Source organism: Streptococcus sp. SCPM-O-B-15304 (M98), from assembly GCF_058200215.1.
The window spans coordinates 18301-35381 of the sequence record NZ_JBYQGQ010000017.1 but is presented as its reverse complement, the minus strand read 5'-3'; the positions used below and the strand labels follow the sequence as shown (position 1 = coordinate 35381).

Here is a 17081-nt window from a genome sequence, read left to right as displayed (position 1 = left end):
TTTTTTCAATACGGTCACTAGAACCTGAGACGTAGTTAACACTCACAGTTGAACCTTCTGTGATTTTCAAGTCACGACGGACAATGACAAAAGGTACGTTGAGAACATTTGCTACTGCATTTGCAAGTGGAACCCCTTTGGTCGCTACCGTCATAACAGCATCAATCTTTTGGTCCATAAAGCTCTTAGCAATAATACGTCCAATATTTTTCAAAATAGCTGGAGTGCTCAATAGGTCAGATAAATAAATGTAGCCACCTGGAAGAATACGGTCACTCTCTGAAAGTTTATCACGAAGCTCTTCGATAATCATTTTAGACTCAAGGGTAGAGATCGATGGTGTAAAAATAACACCACCACCAGCACCTGTCACCGTTTGAATATGACCGATTTCAATTTCTTCGAAAGCACGTTTAATGATGACGATATCTTCAGAAATAGACGATTTGGCAGATTCATACTTTTCCGCAAAGGTGTTGAGACTGGTTAATTTGTATGGATTGTTAATCAAGTAATTGGAAATGACAACCATCCGATCACTTCTTCTTAATTTCATTATATTTTTACCATTCTTTTTTATTTAGTCTTTTTCTCATTATAACACACTAAAGCAAAAAAACGAACTTTATTGCCTAAATAAAGTTCATTTTTTTAGTTTCTAGTCTAATTTCGGCTTGTAGAAGGAACGATTGTCCATAGCAAAGACTTTATTGGTCATTTCCCCCTCATCAACAAGGTCCAGAGCTGTTGTCATCATCATCATGCTGGCATCCAAATTATCAATCATATGAATAATTTCTGCTTCCATCACTCGAGGACGAACTGGACTACCATACTCAAGGAGACCATGGTGACTGAGAATGACATGGCGAAGAAGTACAACCTCTTCTCTAGTATCATCAATGCCAAGCTCCATTACTGCTTTGGTAATTTCACTATCAATCAAAGCAATATGACCAATAAGGTTTCCTCTTACTGTGTACTCTGTCTGGTCGGGACCTGTTAACTCAATAACCTTGGCCAGATCGTGCAACATAATCCCCGCATAGAGCAAGCTCTTATTGAGCTGAGGATAAATATCTGCTATCGCTTCTGCCAAACGAACCATAGTAGCAGTATGGTAAGCAAGACCTGTCTCAAAAGCATGATGGTTGGTCTTAGCAGCTGGATAGGAGTAGAATTCTTTGTCATATTTGGTGTAGAGATTCCGAACAATTCGCTGCCAAATTGGATTTTCAATTTTAAAAATCATCTGCGCCATATACTCACGAATCTCTTTGGCATCTACTGGAGATTTAACCTTAAAGTCCGCTGGGTCGTTGGGTTCGCCAGGCTGAGGTAAGCGAAGGGTGATCTGATTAACCTGAGGGGTGTTATTATAAACTTCTCGGCGTCCCTGCATGTGGACTACTTTCCCCGCTGTAAAGGTTTCAACATTGTGGGGTTGAGCATCCCAGAGCTTCCCTTCGATTTCTCCACTGTCATCTTGGAAGGTGAAGGCTAGGTAGTTTTTCCCAGCACGTGTCTGTCTCAGGTCAGCTGACTTGATCAGGTAAAAGCCTTCAAAAAGCTCATCTTTCTTCATGTGACTAATCTTCATATTCTTCCTCATCTTCTTGAAATTGGAGCAAATCAAGCACAGGCTCACCTTCTGATAACTCAATGTGACGAAGCGTTCGCTCGATAGCTGTAGTACGACGGTTTAATAAATCATCAATATTGCCAGAGGCATGTTGGAGATGTTTTTGTGCCTTGACCAGAATCCCACCAAACTTGCCAAATTCTGTTTTGACACTAGCTAGGGTTTTACTGATATGGTCAGCACTCTTTTGGATATTAAGAGTCTTGAAGCCAACTGATAAGGAGTTAAGAAGAGCCGACAAGGTACTTGGCCCTGCAACGATAATTTGCTCCTCCCGTCTCAAATCATCAAAGAAAATCGGATTTCTAACGATTTCTGAGTAAAGACCTTCTGTTGGAACAAACAAGACTCCAAAATTGGTTGTTCGAGGTGGCGCCAGGTACTTACTCTTGATATCCTTGGCAAAACGCTTGACGCTTGCTAGGAGAGACTTACGACAGCGCTCAATCTCGTCCTTGTCACCTGCTTCATAGGCTTCTTCCAGACGGTAATAATCCGCCAGGGGAAACTTAGAGTCAATCGGTAGATAAACATATTCCTGGTCACCTTGCCCAGGTAACTTGATGGCGTATTCCACACGTTCACTAGAGTTTTCAATCGTTGCAAATTCTCGTTCATACTGGGCAGGTGTCATGATATCTTCAATAATCTGTCCCAGTTGTAATTCACCTAGAATTCCTCGCGTTTTAGTCCCAGAAAGAACTTTATTTAGCGCACCGACATCTCGCGCAACAGTTTGCATTTCACCCAGACCTCGATTGACAGATTCTAGTTGTTTGGAAACTGTCTCAAAGGAGGCCTGCAATCGTGTCTGCAAGGTCTTTTCTAGCTTTTCCTCGACCGTTTGGCGCATCTGTTCCAAGCGTTGCTCATTTGACTCCTGCAAGGCCTGTAGTCGTTGGTCAGTCTTATCTCTGGTTTGGAGGAGGTTTTCGTTCATCTCCTGGCGTACCTGGGTCAGGCCTTGGTGCAACTCGATTCGCACCTCCTGCAAACGGTCACTAACAGCTACTTCTAAGTCCTTTTGATCTAGTTGGCTAGCTTGTCGAGCTTGTTCAAACCGATAATCCAACTGGTCTGATAGGTTATCTGCTTGGTCCTCCAAGCTCTTGGTCAGATATTTTTCCTGCTTGTCCTGCCTTTGCCATATGAGAAAGAGGCCGGCTAGATTAGCAACTAATAAAACAACAAGTAAACTTTCCATCCTACCTCCTGTCCTTACTATGCAGTACGACCACATAGCCATCCGGGCAAGTCACCGAAACTTCCCTATCTATATATTCGTTAGAAGCGTAAACTTTCTTAAAGAAAAAATTCTCCTCTGTTAGTTCATACTTGGCTCCGATAATGGTCAACTGACTATCCCTCACAGGCATAAAAGCAAGGTAATCATAGTCCGAACGTTGTTCTAACTGACTGGTCCCTTCTGGGCAATAGCTAATCAAGTTTTGCCCATCCTCAATCTCTATTTGACGCATATAGGGCGCCAATTTAGGATTGCTGGGCAGGAAGACATTGGCCAACATATGATCGATGCGACCACCTAGGGCACCAAAAATAGTAACCTGAGCTTGAGGACTTTTTTCAAAAATCGTTAAAAGCGCTAGTTCCAGATCCGTATCATCCTTCTCTGGCTGGGCTTGGACAAAGTACTGGGCATTCGCCTGAATCAACTGACGTTCTTCTACAGTCACAGAATCAAAATCCCCAACTGCAAGAGCAAGAGGAAGTTTTTCCTCTAGTACCCAAAGCGAGCCTCGATCCACACCTACATAGCAATCAAAATCTGTTCGATAGTGACCACGGTCTCCACCAGCAAAAACTGCAACTTTAGTCCAGTTGTTTTCGGAGAGCTTGCACTCGTTCATTGACATCTCCCTTAAAGACATAAGACCCTGCTACAAAAACTGTTGCACCAGCTTCCTTGGCTTGAGCAATGGTTTGATCATCAATTCCGCCATCGACTTCAATTTCAAAGTTCAAACCTTTTTCCTCGCGAAGGGCCACCAACTCACGAATCTTATCCATGGTTTCTGGCAGAAAGGCTTGTCCACCAAATCCAGGGTTAACCGTCATGACCAAGACTTGATCAACTAAGTGAAGCACGTGCTTGATAGCCTCAACAGGTGTTCCAGGATTGATAACAACAGAAGGTTTGATACCTAGAGAACGAATCTTTTGAAGAGCGCCATGGATATGAGGTGTTGCCTCTACGTGAATGCTGATGATATCTGCCCCTGCACGCGCAAAATCTTCTAGATGGTGTTCAGGATTAGAGACCATCAAGTGGCAATCAAAAACCATCTTGCTATGGGGGCGAAGGCTTTCGACCACACCTGCACCAAAGCTGATTTGTGGCACAAAGTGACCATCCATGATATCGATATGGGCATATTCTGCCCCAGTTGCTTCTAGGCGTTTAATTTCACGTTCAAAGTTGGCATAATCTGCTGCCAGAATTGACGGAGCAATCTTGTATTGAGACATAGGTTTCTCCTTATTTTGGTATTTTTTTGCTGACTTTTTTATAGGTTTCTCTACGATTTTCAATCTCACTGAGGAATTGCAAATAGTTGTCAAAACGGAAGGTAGCAATAATCCCCTCTTCTACTGCTGGTTTGACTGCGCAAGATGGCTCATGGGTATGAGTACAAGTACGGAACTTGCAGTCTCGGCTAACAGAAGCAATTTCTGGAAAGGCCTGGTTCAGCTCTTCAGCACTTGATACTTCATAATCTAGCGACGAAAAACCTGGTGTGTCTGCGATTTTCCCACCATTGAGATTGTAAAAACTAACAGCTCGAGTGGTATGACGACCACGGCCTAGACTATCAGAAATTTCTCCCGTTTCTAGATTAAGGTTAGGAGCGATTTTATTAAGTAGGGTTGACTTCCCAACACCTGTCTGCCCCATAAAGACTGTCACCTTGTTTGTTAATAGTGGCAAGAGCTCTTCCTTACTAGTCACAAAGTCGTAACCAATAGCACCATAGGTCTGTTCGTAATAATCCAGCTCTCCCCTATCCTCTAACAAGTCCATTTTGGAAATATAGACGATAGGATGAATGCCCTTGTGTTCTAAGAGAACCAAGAACCGATCCAACAAGTTGCTATTAAAGTCAGGTTCTTTAACGGACATAATGACAACAGCTTGGTCAATATTGACAATGGGTGGACGAACCAGACTATTTTTTCGTTCATGAATTTCCAATATATAGCCTTCTGAGTTCTCCTCTGCAGAAAATTCTACCCAATCTCCAACATAGGGTGTATGGCCTTTTTTACGAAAATTCCCACGCGCGCGTGTTTGATAAACTTGACCATCACTTTCCACATAGTAGAAACCGGCCAAGGCTTTAATAATTTGTCCCTGCATCTTAGAGTCCTTGTCCTTTAAGCGCATCTGCTAGACTAGCAAATTCTTCTAAGCCAAGAGCTTCACCACGTACAGATGGTGCCAGTCCAGCCTGGTCCAAAGCCTTGGTCAGCTTGTCCTTGATTTCCTCAGTTTTCCCAAAGTAACCAGTCAAGTTGTTCCACAAGGTCTTGCGACGATGAGTGAAACTAGCCTTGGAAACCTTAAAGAAGAAGTTCTCATCTTCGACCGCAACCGCCGGTTCTGGACGACGCACCATTTTCAGGATAGCTGAGTCCACGTTGGGTGCTGGTACAAAGACCGTACGAGGCACGATAAAGGCAACCTTGGCTGTCATGTAATACTGAACTGCAATTGACAAGCTACCATAAGCCTTGGTATTTGGTTGAGCAGAGATACGATCCGCCACTTCTTTTTGCATCATGACCACAAACTCACTAAAAGGAATACCACTTTCAATCAAGTGCATGAGAATAGGAGTTGTGATATAGTAAGGTAAGTTAGCCACTACCTTGATTGGCAAATTAGGATTTTTGAAATTCTGGATATGTTGCGCTAGGTCAACTTTTAGAATGTCCTCGTTGACTACGGTCACATTGTCAAAATCACGCAAGGTATCCGCTAGGATTGGTACCAAACGGTGGTCAATCTCAAAGGCCATGACTTCAGCTGCACGCTCAGCCAAAAATTCAGTCAAGGCACCAATACCTGGCCCAATCTCAATGACATTGACCTGATCATCAACTTCAGCCGTATCCACAATTTTTTGAAGGATATTGGTATCCGTCAAAAAATTTTGCCCAAAGGACTTTTTAAAGGTAAAACCGTGACGCTCCAGCACTGCCTTGGTCACGCTATAATCTGCAATTCTCATTTATTCTCTTTTCTATTTATTAGCTAAAAATAATATATAAAACCCACATCATTCCTAGTGCCAACAAAATCCAAAACACTAAAAGAACACGAGGCTTGTTCCCTTTTGAATCAGATCCAGTCATATCGAGCACTTTCTTATCTTCTTGGGGATTCATTTTCTTCAGTTCATCCTGATAGGCATCCGAATCTAGAATATTGTCTTCTGGCAATAATCCTGAAGCATAATAATCAGGAAAGCCCATAGCAAGACCAATTAAGTTCTTTTCTGTCAAAGAAAAATCTAAATCTTTGGGTTGATTTCCCCGAATAGCTCGTATATTTTTTAACAGTTTATCAGAAACAACAGACACTTGGTCCATAAAAACAACATCTAAAAGATCAAATCCGAGCACATCACCATCTTTTACGTTTGCAAGAATATAACGGACAAAGGCATCATATAGTTGCACGGATTGTGGGGCATTCTCTTCTAAAAAAGATCGGTTTTTGAGGGCATTCTGCTGGAATTTTTCAATAGAAAGCAAGATATCTACATTCTGCTCTTGGTAAAATCTTTCTGCTTGCTCTTCATCTTCTTCCAGTTTTTCTGCTGTTTCCCAGAGAGCAATCGGAGCTTTTAAATCTTCTTCATCCCAAAATAATTGCCAAAAATAGGGTATTGTGTAAATTCCCTCTGTTAGAATACGGGCTTCATCTTCGTTTTTTAAGTAAATATAAGTTCTATTTGCCATATCATTTCCTTTCACAATCTTTGAAAAAGGTTAGTGGTTCAAGTAGGATGTAGATAAAACTATATAGTTTCCCAATGTAAAGAAACTCTCTAATCTTTAGCTCTGCCTTCTAGTTCCTCACTGAGCTCTTGCATTTCTTTAAAAGCTGTTAGACTAACATAAGCTCCCGCCTCATAGTATTCAGTTGGGTTTATGGCATAGTCAAAGCCTTCAATCATGCCTCCAGCTTCTTCAATCATGCCATTCCATTTTTCATCAAAGACCATTCGCAGACGTTTCCAATCAGTAAATACTGGAACAGAGTTTCGCCCATCTTTTCCTTCTTTGACTGGTATGTTGAAACTAGAATCTTTTTCCAAGACAAAGGAGCTTCCTTCCTGACTCTCGTCCTTAAATTCCGAAGCAGCATCTAAAGGAATTAGGAACTTTGCTTTTGGCATAGCTTCTGAAAAGAACTTATAATAGAGCTTATAAATTACTTCTTCATCTTCTGTCGTCGGGCTATCCAATTGTCCCATCAACAGCATCCATCTTACCAAGTCAGGATTCATTACAGGAACTTGTATTTCTGGCAAATTAGAATAATCTGGTTTTTGAACCAAAGCCGAGGCACTGATGCTGACTTCCTTGGAATTAAAGATTGCTCCCAAGGCACCATTTAAGTAAAAGGCTATTCCAAGGAAATTCTCAATCCCTTTTTTATCTTCCGTATTTTCAATCAGTTTTACGACAGAGTTTGGTCGACTATCAATGGTTTCCTTGAATTGGCGATACCAAGATGGCGTCAAAAGCATGATCATGGGATCCGTACAGAGATACCCCTCTTCTCCCCTATCATAGGTCGTTGAGAAAAGATAGGGTTCGCCTGTTTTTTCCGAATAAACAGCATAAACTGCATCTGCTGCTAAGAGCTTATCTTTAACGATTTCCGCTAGGCGTTCCAACTTACGAGTGTTGGCTTGATAGCTTTCTTCACTTTCAGTTTCCTGATTTTGACGGCATTTCCATAAAAAGAGACGTAAAATCTCTACGCTATCATCAAGACTAGCTGCTAAATAATCTTCATTAGTCAATTGACCTTCTTGGATGGCTACAAAAGCACGATAAAGAGCATCTGAATAGCTAGATAATTTTTGCTCTTCCTCAACACCTGAACTAAAGAGCACACTTCCCTTTTTCAGTTTATCCAAAGAAGGAACCCTATCAACCACTAGATGGGCAAGAACTTCATCAGTTAGACTATCTGCATCCTTATTCTGACTGCTGAGTTTTTTAACCTCTACAGTACCAAGACTTTCCATTCCTTGGTCGGGATTGCAAAACTGCAACTGATCCCCAACCTTGATACTACCTTCTAGACTCCCAACAATCAATAATTGATTCGTTTCCTTCATCGGGAACAAATCTAGAACTCCAATACATGCATTGTTTTTAGATTCTTCTGTTTCTTTCTGTGCTTCAGTGATTTCAGCTGCCTCTGCAGTTTCCGTCTTTTTTAAAAAATCAAAGATTCCCATAACTTTTCCTCATTAACTCCACACAAGGCTAATCCTGTGGAGCACTTTTCTAATGCTTGCTATCAAGCCTGATTAAACCGTATATGCTTACTTCTATTGTATCATATTCCCCCTACATTTTGGGACGGTTTCTCAATTCTCATATGATTTCATGGCATCTTCAACTTCAGCTAAACTGATGCCAAATAATTCTAAACGCTTGAGAAGTTGTTTCCCATTGGAATAACCAATACGTAGACTCTCTCCTAGATATTCTCTGCGTTTTCGGCTATCTGCTCCAGCCAAAAATCCCAATCGAATCAAGTCACTACGGCTAATGTCAAAGTCACTTTCTGCTTCAAACTGCTCTGTGACTTGTTCCAGCGCTGTTTTCAAGTCTTCATAACTGGCATGTTCGATTCCTAGGGAACGTCCTTTGGTCTTGGACTTAGGCACTGCCTCATCACGCTTGAGAAAAGCGTGTTGCACTGATGGAACAGCCGTCATAATCAAACGACGAATGCGTTCCCCATTAAAGTCAGGATCTGTAAAGACAATCACCCCATGACGTTGATGTAGACGTTGGATTCGTTCAAGATCTTGCTCATTGATAGCAGAGCCACGAGTCTCATAGGTCTCCACATCAAAATAACGTTTGAGATTGGCCGTATCATCACGCCCTTCGACTACGACGACTTGGGAAATTTTCTTTTTCATAATTTACTTTCCAGTCCAAAAATTCGTTCCGCATTTGCACTTGTCGCAGCAGCTAATTCTTCTGTCGATACGCCACGCAAATCTGCAATAAAGTCCACTACATAGCGCGTGTAAGCTGTCTTGTTTTCACGACCACGCTTGGGAACGGGTGCCAAGTAAGGCGCATCTGTCTCCACCAAAATCTTATCCAAAGGTAACTCTTTGGCAGCCTCCTGAATGTCTGTCGCTTTTTTAAAGGTAACCACTCCAGAAAAGGAAATGGTCATACCTAACTCCACAAACTTTTCAGCCCATTCCAGAGAACCTGAGAAGGAGTGCATGATGCCACCACGGGGACCGACTCCCTCACTTTTGATAATCTCATAGGTATCTTCTAGCGCATCACGGGTATGGACCACAAAAGGCAAATCCAAATCCTTAGATAGCTGAATCTGACGACGGAAAACTTGCTCCTGCACTTCTTTAGGGGCTGTCATCCAGTGATAGTCCAAACCAATCTCACCCAGGGCAACAACTTTAGGATGTTTTAGTTTCTCCAACAGGTAATTCTCAACATCCTCTGTATAGGTCCCTGCCTCTGTTGGATGCCATCCAATTGTCGCATAGAGTTGGTCATACTTGTCCACCAATTCTAGAGCACGCTCAATAGTCGGTTTGTCAAAACCAACAATATTCATCCGAGTCACACCCATTTCAGCTGCTAAGGCTATTTCTTCTGCTTCTCTTCCTGAAAATTCTTCCACATTCAAGTGGGTATGTGTATCAAAAATCATTTATATTTCCTCGTTTTTTCTACCTTCTATTATACCAAAAAACTGCTCTCATCCTTATAGGAAAAAATATTTTAAAATCACTCACTTTTTCTTGACGACTTATTTTCATAGCAGTATAATAACTCTTGTTGAAATTTTCAGAAAAGGAAAGAAAATGTTTACGAAATTAAAATATACCTTTATTGGTCGTCCCCTTAAGTCCTTAACTGAAGGCGAGGGAGGACTACTTGGAAAAACACAGGCACTTGCAATGCTTTCAAGTGATGCCCTATCTTCTATCGCTTATGGACCTGAGCAGGTCGTTCTTGTCTTGGCTAGTCTTTCTCCCCTCGCTATTTGGTGGAGTCTCCCTATCGGCATTTTTGTCCTCTTGCTACTTGCTAGTCTAACCATTTCTTACCGACAAATCATCCATGCCTACCCTCAAGGTGGGGGTGCCTATATGGTAACACGAGAAAACCTATCCCCTGAACTCGGTTTGATTGCTGGGGGAAGCTTGCTTGTTGACTATATGCTAACAGTAGCCGTATCCGTGGCTGCAGGTGCTGATGCGATTACAGCAGCACTTCCTGTTCTCCATCCCTACAACCTCCACATTTCTATTTTTCTGGTCTGTTTACTCATGCTTTTGAATCTGAGAGGCTTGAGGGAATCCGCTAGTTCTCTGATGATCCCTGTCTATCTCTTTATCTTTAGCACGGTCTTCCTCTTATTGTTTGGTATCTTCCAACTATTGACAGGTTCTCTCAGCTATCATGCAACTTCTGCAATTGGTCAAACTGTCCCAAGTCTCTCAATTGTCCTGATTTTAAGAGCCTTTACCAGCGGTTCAGCTTCACTAACAGGGGTCGAAGCCATCTCAAATGCTGTTCCATTTTTCAAGACTCCCAAAGAGAAGAATGCGGCTCAAACACTGACCATCATGTCTCTGATCCTTGGATTTCTCTTTACAGGAATTACCTTCCTAAACTACTGGATGGGGATTACTCCTCAACACGGAGAAACAATCCTTTCACAGATGGCTAAAGGAATTTTAGGGGATTCAGCTCTCGGTCAGATTGTTTATTATCTCTTCCAATTTTCAACAGCCCTCATCCTAGCCGTAGCTGCAAATACTGGTTTTTCTGCCTTCCCGATGCTGGCCTACAACATGGCTAAGAACAAATACATGCCCCATCTCTTTATGGAGAAGGGAGACCGCCTAGGTTACTCAAACGGTATCTTAACACTAGCCTTTGGCGCTATGATTCTTCTGCTCATTTTTAACGGAAATACAGAACGCTTGATTCCTCTCTATACTATCGGAGTCTTCGTCCCCTTTGCCCTTTCTCAAACAGGGATGATTCGCCACTGGAAAAAAGAAAAAGGCTCTCATTTCTTAAAGTCTGCCTTCGCAAATATCCTCGGCGCTATCATTTGTTATACTATCGTTCTTATCTTACTCTTCTTCAGACTTGGAGATATCTGGCCCTTCTTCCCAATTATCCTAGTCTTAACCTTCCTCTTTTTGTCCATCCACAGTCATTACCAAAAAGTGGCTAAACAGCTTCGACTTTATGAAGGAATTCAAAAGAAAACCTACGATGGTAATGTCGTCCTTGTCTTAGTGGGAAATGTGACCCGAGTCAGCGTCGGAGCGATTAATTACGCTCAAAGCATTGGAGATGAAGTTTTGGCTATGCACATTTCCACCAAGGAAACGGAGGAAAAAGACCAAGAAATCCTCCAAGAATTTGCCGACTACTTCCCAAATATCACTCTAAAAAACATTAATACTAGCTATCGAGATATCATCACTCCTACAGTTCGCTATGTTCGAAAAATCTCTCAAGAAGCCAAGAAAAAGAACTACACGGTTACAGTTCTAGTTCCCCAGTTTATCCCTAATAAACCTTGGCAAAATATCCTCCACAATCAAATGAGCCTCAAATTAAAATATGCTCTCAGATGGCACGAAGATGTCGTCGTTGCCAGCTACTCTTATCATTTGAAAGAATAAAGAAAAGCTCAAAATCAGAAATTCACCTTCTGATTTTGAGCTTTTTTCTATATGCTGTCTTTCCAATACATCTGCTGAAGTTTTTATTCTAAAAAAGGTATTTTAGAAAATTCACTTTTTTAGGCAACAGAAAAGCCAGTAGACTCGAGTTCCTACTGACTTCTTTGTTGAATTCGTTTGGATTATGCAGCCAAAACTTTGCGTCCTTTACGACGACGAGCTGCCAATACGCGACGACCGTTTTTAGTTGACATACGGTTACGGAATCCGTGTTTGCGCGCACGACGTAATTTACTTGGTTGATAAGTACGTTTCACGATGAATACCTCCTCATAGATTTTGTATTCGTTTAGCCGGCTATAAAGTGATCAGTTACTAAACATACTTTACTATTCTATCTGATTCTTTCGCATTTGTCAATAGCTCTGGCAAATGTTTCCAGCTTTTTTGCTATGAAAGCCTTATCTACGATACTGCTTCAAGAAACGAGTCATCTTTTCTTGGATTTGGGCTAACTCATCTACGCGTGGCAGATAAACGATACGGAAGTGATCTGGTTCTTTCCAGTTAAAGCCTCGTCCATGAACCAAAAGCACTTTTTCTTGCTTCAAGAAATCAAGAACAAACTGTTCATCATCATCGATACGATACATATTGCGGTCAATTTTAGGGAAGATATACAGTCCTGCTTTTGGCTTAACAGCGGACAAACCTGGGATATCTTGAATGGCATTATAAATGAAGTTTCTTTGCTCGTAGATACGACCACCTGGTAAGAGTAATTCGTCCACCGATTGGTGACCACCGAGTGAAGTTTGAACAACCTGTTGAGCCAAGACGTTGGAACAAAGGCGCATGTTTGAAAGCATGTTGAGACCTTCAATATATCCCTTTACATGATGTTTAGGTCCAGACAAGACCATCCAACCCACACGAAAACCAGCGATACGGTGAGATTTAGACAAACCATTCATGCTGACACAGAAAAGGTCTGGAGCCAAACTAGCTACTGGTGTGTGGACATTGCCATCCATAACCATACGGTCGTAGATTTCATCCGCAAAGATAATCAAGTCATTTTGACGAGCAATCTCAATAATATCTAACAAGAGTTCTTTGGGATAGAGGGCCCCCGTTGGATTATTTGGATTGATCAAAACAATAGCCTTAGTATTTGAACTAATCTTAGACTTAATGTCATCTAGGTCTGGATACCATTCAGCTTCTTCATCACAGACGTAGTGAACGGCATTTCCTCCAGCCAAGCTAACTGCAGCTGTCCAAAGTGGGTAGTCAGGCATTGGAACCAAGACTTCATCGCCATTGTCCAAGAGACCTTGCATGGACATAACAATTAGCTCACTAACACCATTTCCAAGATAGATATCATCAATACCTACATTTGGGAATTTTTTGAGCTGACAGTACTGCATAATAGCTTTGCGGGCTGAAAAGATACCTTTTGAATCTGAATAACCTTCACTATCACGCGCATTCATAATCAAATCATGGATAACCTCATCAGGTGCTGTAAAGCCAAACTCAGCTGGGTTCCCTGTATTCAAACGGAGGATTTTTTCTCCATTTGCTCGCATACGCATGGCTTCCTCAAGAACTGGTCCACGAATATCATAAGCCACATGCTCTAATTTGATTGATTTGTTAAATTCTTTCATTTGATTTCCTCAATTCATCAGGATAGTTAATATTATACCACTTGATAGAAAAATCGTAAATCGCCCACTACTATTCCACAAAAAAACCTTGCTTAACGCAAGGTAAACAGAGCAAGGTCGATTTCTTTCTATTTTGGGAGAAGAAAGAGAAAAATATGCACCTCTAGTAAGACATACATCTAAATCTAAAGTCTCGCATATAAACTTCGAATCGAAACGAAGGCATCGTTATGGATGATAGTTGCATGAACTCATGAATTTCTTCCTGTGTCCAGCAAAACGCAAAGAAAAAATAAGTCGACTCAACAAACAACATAGACGATGTCTGGGCTAATTCGAGTCTGTTTGTAAAGAATTTTACCATATCACTGACTTCTTTCCCTTGCCCTGTCACTTAGTATTATACACTAAAACTTTTGCATTTTCAAATAAGTACATATAAAAGAAACTCTTTTTAAAGCGTCACTTAAAAATTTATACTCAATGAAAATCAAAGAGCAAACTAGGAAGCTAGCCGCAGGTTGCTCAAAGCACGGCTTTGAGGTTGCAGATAAAGCTGACGTGGTTTGAAGAGATTTTCGAAGAGTATTGATTGAATATGATTCTGCTTTGGCAATAAAAAAGAGAGAACCAGGTGATTCTCTCGGTTTTTACTTCTACAAATATCTAGAACGAAATTTAATTTCGCCAGATTATTTCGCAATTTCAGCCAACATTTTTTCAATATGTTGAATTGATTTTTCACGTCCAAGCAAGTAGATGGTATCTGGCAATTCAGGACCATGCATTTCACCTGAAACAGCGATACGGATTGGCATGAAGAGGTTTTTCCCTTTGATACCAGTTTCTTTTTGGACTGCTTTGATTTGTGGGAAGATATTTTCTACCACAAACTCATCGTCTGACATGGCTTCAAGTTTTGCTTTGAAGGCTTCAAGTACAGTTGGCACCGTTTCACCAGCCATGACTTCTCGTTCAGCTTCTGTCAATTCTGGGAAGTCTGAGAAGAAGAGGTCTGTCAATGGAACGATTTCGTCCACTGACTTCATTTGTGGTTTGTAGAGTTCCACCAATTTTTTAGCCTTGTCTGTCAAACGTCCTGCTTCTTCAAGGAATGGTTTTGCCATTTCAAAGATAGTCTCAAGATCCGCATTCTTAATGTACTCATTGCTCATCCAGTCCATTTTCTTTTGGTCGAAGGCTGCTGGAGACTTGCTGAGACGGTTTTCATCAAAGAGCTTGATGAGTTCTTCACGAGAGAAGATTTCGTCTTCTCCACCAGGATTCCAACCAAGAAGGGCGATAAAGTTAAAGACTGCTTCTGGAAGGTAACCTTTCTTACGATAGTCTTCGATGAACTGAAGAGTATTGGTATCACGTTTAGACAACTTCTTACCAGTTTCAGAGTTGATAATCAAGGTCATATGACCAAATTCTGGCGCTTCCCATCCGAGTGCTTCATAAACCATAAGCTGTTTTGGTGTGTTAGCAATGTGGTCGTCTCCACGAATGACGTGAGAGATTTGCATGTCGTGGTCATCGATCACAACGGCAAAGTTGTAAGTTGGGTAGCCATCTTTCTTTTGGATAACCCAGTCCCCACCGATATTGCCACCTTCAAATTCGATATCGCCTTTAACCATATCATGCCATTTGTAGATACCAGACTCATTGACTGCTAAACGAACCGTTGGAATGATACCAGCTGCTTCACGTTCTGCGATGTAAGCTGCTTTCTCCTCTTCACTCATACCAAGGTATTCATTGATGTAGCGAGGTGTTTCACCGGCTGCTTCTTGGCGTTCACGTTCAGCCGCCAACTCTTCTTCAGTGACGTAAGATTTGTAGGCTTTCCCTTCAGCAAGCAATTGGTCGATATATTTTTGATAGAGTTCCAAACGCTCTGATTGGCGGTAGTTTTCATGAGTTTCTGGACTTTCATCCCAATCCATGCCCAACCAACGAAGGTTTTCAAGCTGAGAACGTTCTCCATCTTCGACGTGACGCTTACGGTCTGTGTCTTCAATACGGATGATAAAAGTTCCACCATGGTGGCGTGCATACAAGTAGTTAAACAATGCTGTACGGGCATTTCCGATGTGTAGTAGTCCTGTTGGACTTGGTGCATAACGCACACGAATATCTTTTGACATATCTTCTCCTATAAAGTCTCTAGGCGTCTGCCTTTTTGCTCTCTATATTATATCACAAGTCGTGCCAGAGTCCAATTTCTCTTTTCGAGAAATAGTAAAAAGAGTGGTAAAACCACTCTTTTCAGCTCTATTATAGACGAGCGTTGAGTTCTTTGCTCAATTCTTCAAATCCTGGTTTACCAAGAAGGGCAAACATATTACGTTTGTAAGCTTCAACACCTGGTTGGTCAAATGGGTTGATAGCATTCAAGTAACCTGAAAGGGCGATAGCCAATTCGAAGAAGTAGATTGTGTAACCAAGAGTAAAGGCGTCTTGCTCAGGAAGAGTTACGTACATGTTTGGCACGTCACCGTCAGTGTGGGCAAGAAGAACACCGTCAGTTGCTTTTTTGTTAACGAAGTCAACGTCTTTTCCTTGAAGGTAACCAAGTCCGTCAAGGTCTTCTTCCAAAGTAGGGATGATCACGTTCTTACGAGGTTTGTCAACACGAACAACTGTTTCAAACATGATACGAGTTCCTTCTTGGATAAATTGACCCAATGAGTGCAAGTCTGTTGAGAAGTTAGCTGAAGTTGGGTAAATACCTTTTTGGTCTTTCCCTTCTGACTCACCAGCCAATTGTTTCCACCATTCTGAGAAGTATTGAAGTGATGGTTCGTAGTTTACCAAGATTTCAGTAGCATATCCTTTACGGTAAAGGATGTTACGAACTGCAGCGTATTGGTAAGCTTCGTTTTCTGAAAGTTTGTCTGATGTGTAATCTTTACGAGCAGCATTAGCACCTTCCATAAGGGCTTTGATATCTGCACCTGATGCAGCGATTGGAAGCAATCCAACTGCAGTCAATACTGAGAAGCGTCCACCGATATCATCTGGAACTACAAAAGTTTCCCAACCGTTAGCATCTGCTTCAACCTTAACTGCACCTTTTTGGCGGTCAGTTGTTGCATAGATACGTTTGTTAGCTTCTTCTTGACCGTATTTCTTAACCAAAAGTTCTTTGAAGACACGGAAAGCGATGGCTGGTTCAGTTGTTGTACCTGATTTAGAAATCACGTTTACTGAGAAGTCTTTATCTGAAACGTACTCTACCAAGTCAGCAAGGTAAGTTGATGAGATTGAGTTCCCAGCGTAAAGGATTTGTGGCGCTTTGCGTTCTTCTTTTGTTTGCAAGTTTGCAAAGTGGTGGTTCAAGAAGTCAATGGCTGCTTTAGCTCCAAGGTATGATCCACCGATACCGATAACAACCAAGACATCGCTGTCTGATTTGATTTGTTCAGCAGCTTTCAAGATGCGGTCAAATTCTTCGCGGTCGTAGTTCTCAGGAAGATCCAACCAACCCAAGAAGTCGCTACCAGCACCAGTTCCTTTACGGATCAATTCGTCTGCTGCTGTAACTTGTGATTGCATGTACTCCACTTCATGTGGTGCAACAAATTTGTCTAATACTTTTGAATAATCAAATTTAATATGTGACATAGTATTCCTCCAAAATTTCTTCCTTTCTATCATAACGCTTACTAACAATTTTTTCAAGTTTTTATACTAAAAATTTCCAATTTTTATCACAATTCAAACGTTTGCGTAAAAATACAGCTCTATAAATATTCGTAAACAACGAATAAAAAACGACTAGGTTTC

The 17081-nt window shown here is 41.4% G+C and carries 16 protein-coding genes; 1 reads left to right on the top strand and 15 read right to left on the bottom strand.

The genetic code is table 11. The features are described 5' to 3' along the window. The 11 genes from purR to AC3E7H_RS09260 all read right to left on the bottom strand — a co-directional run. Positions 1-556, bottom strand: a 556-nt coding sequence (gene purR / locus AC3E7H_RS09310) for a pur operon repressor (RefSeq protein WP_490676452.1), incomplete at its 3' end; no start/stop codon positions are given. Between the two features lie 102 nt (positions 557-658). Then, complete coding sequence (locus AC3E7H_RS09305; protein WP_414258606.1) at positions 659-1600, bottom strand: 3'-5' exoribonuclease YhaM family protein; 942 nt, start codon at positions 1598-1600, stop codon at positions 659-661. Further along, positions 1590-2846, bottom strand: coding sequence for a DNA recombination protein RmuC (locus AC3E7H_RS09300; protein ID WP_490676451.1), 1257 nt, complete (start codon positions 2844-2846; stop codon positions 1590-1592). Before AC3E7H_RS09300 ends, AC3E7H_RS09305 begins: the two co-directional genes overlap by 11 nt. Before the next feature lies 1 nt (position 2847). Next, positions 2848-3510 (bottom strand): thiamine diphosphokinase, encoded by a 663-nt coding sequence (locus AC3E7H_RS09295; RefSeq protein WP_490676450.1) that lies wholly within the window; start codon positions 3508-3510, stop codon positions 2848-2850. After that, complete coding sequence (gene rpe / locus AC3E7H_RS09290; RefSeq protein WP_485681094.1) at positions 3473-4129, bottom strand: ribulose-phosphate 3-epimerase; 657 nt, start codon at positions 4127-4129, stop codon at positions 3473-3475. The genes AC3E7H_RS09295 and rpe overlap by 38 nt, the downstream gene beginning before the upstream one ends. Positions 4130-4139: 10 nt before the next feature. Then, positions 4140-5018 carry a ribosome small subunit-dependent GTPase A gene (rsgA, locus tag AC3E7H_RS09285; RefSeq protein ID WP_490676453.1) on the bottom strand — a complete coding sequence of 293 codons (879 nt, stop codon included), beginning with the start codon at positions 5016-5018 and terminating at the stop codon, positions 4140-4142. Position 5019: 1 nt separating this feature from the next. Then, entirely contained in the window at positions 5020-5892 is an 873-nt protein-coding gene (rsmA, locus tag AC3E7H_RS09280) for a 16S rRNA (adenine(1518)-N(6)/adenine(1519)-N(6))-dimethyltransferase RsmA (RefSeq protein WP_485681096.1), read from the bottom strand. A 19-nt stretch (positions 5893-5911) separates the two neighbouring features. Further along, the gene (locus AC3E7H_RS09275; protein ID WP_490676449.1) at positions 5912-6625 is read right to left on the bottom strand and encodes a dimethyladenosine transferase; all 714 of its coding nucleotides are present in this window, start codon (positions 6623-6625) and stop codon (positions 5912-5914) included. Between the two features lie 89 nt (positions 6626-6714). After that, positions 6715-8142 carry an SseB family protein gene (locus AC3E7H_RS09270; protein WP_490676448.1) on the bottom strand — a complete coding sequence of 476 codons (1428 nt, stop codon included), beginning with the start codon at positions 8140-8142 and terminating at the stop codon, positions 6715-6717. 132 nt (positions 8143-8274) lie between these two features. Then, positions 8275-8838 carry a ribonuclease M5 gene (gene rnmV, locus AC3E7H_RS09265; RefSeq protein ID WP_490676447.1) on the bottom strand — a complete coding sequence of 188 codons (564 nt, stop codon included), beginning with the start codon at positions 8836-8838 and terminating at the stop codon, positions 8275-8277. Beyond that, positions 8835-9611: a TatD family hydrolase gene (locus AC3E7H_RS09260; protein ID WP_490676446.1), complete on the bottom strand. Its 777-nt coding sequence runs from the start codon at positions 9609-9611 to the stop codon at positions 8835-8837. Before AC3E7H_RS09260 ends, rnmV begins: the two co-directional genes overlap by 4 nt. Positions 9612-9765: 154 nt before the next feature. Here AC3E7H_RS09260 and AC3E7H_RS09255 point away from each other — a divergent pair, with 154 nt between their 5' ends. Next, positions 9766-11610, top strand: coding sequence for an APC family permease (locus AC3E7H_RS09255; protein WP_490676445.1), 1845 nt, complete (start codon positions 9766-9768; stop codon positions 11608-11610). Positions 11611-11792: 182 nt separating this feature from the next. On the opposite strand, the gene rpmH is transcribed toward AC3E7H_RS09255, so the two are convergent. The 4 genes from rpmH to AC3E7H_RS09235 form a co-directional block, all read right to left on the bottom strand. Then, the gene (rpmH, locus tag AC3E7H_RS09250) at positions 11793-11927 is read right to left on the bottom strand and encodes a 50S ribosomal protein L34 (protein ID WP_000831905.1); all 135 of its coding nucleotides are present in this window, start codon (positions 11925-11927) and stop codon (positions 11793-11795) included. A 144-nt stretch (positions 11928-12071) separates the two neighbouring features. Continuing rightward, a complete protein-coding gene (locus AC3E7H_RS09245) occupies positions 12072-13286 on the bottom strand; it encodes a pyridoxal phosphate-dependent aminotransferase (RefSeq protein WP_045762715.1) in 1215 nt (404 codons plus the stop codon). 692 nt (positions 13287-13978) lie between these two features. Beyond that, positions 13979-15439, bottom strand: coding sequence for a glutamate--tRNA ligase (gltX, locus tag AC3E7H_RS09240; protein WP_490676444.1), 1461 nt, complete (start codon positions 15437-15439; stop codon positions 13979-13981). A 130-nt stretch (positions 15440-15569) separates the two neighbouring features. Continuing rightward, on the bottom strand, positions 15570-16919 hold the full coding sequence (locus AC3E7H_RS09235; protein WP_248034795.1) for a glucose-6-phosphate isomerase: 1350 nt from the start codon (positions 16917-16919) through the stop codon (positions 15570-15572). Positions 16920-17081 lie beyond the last annotated feature (162 nt).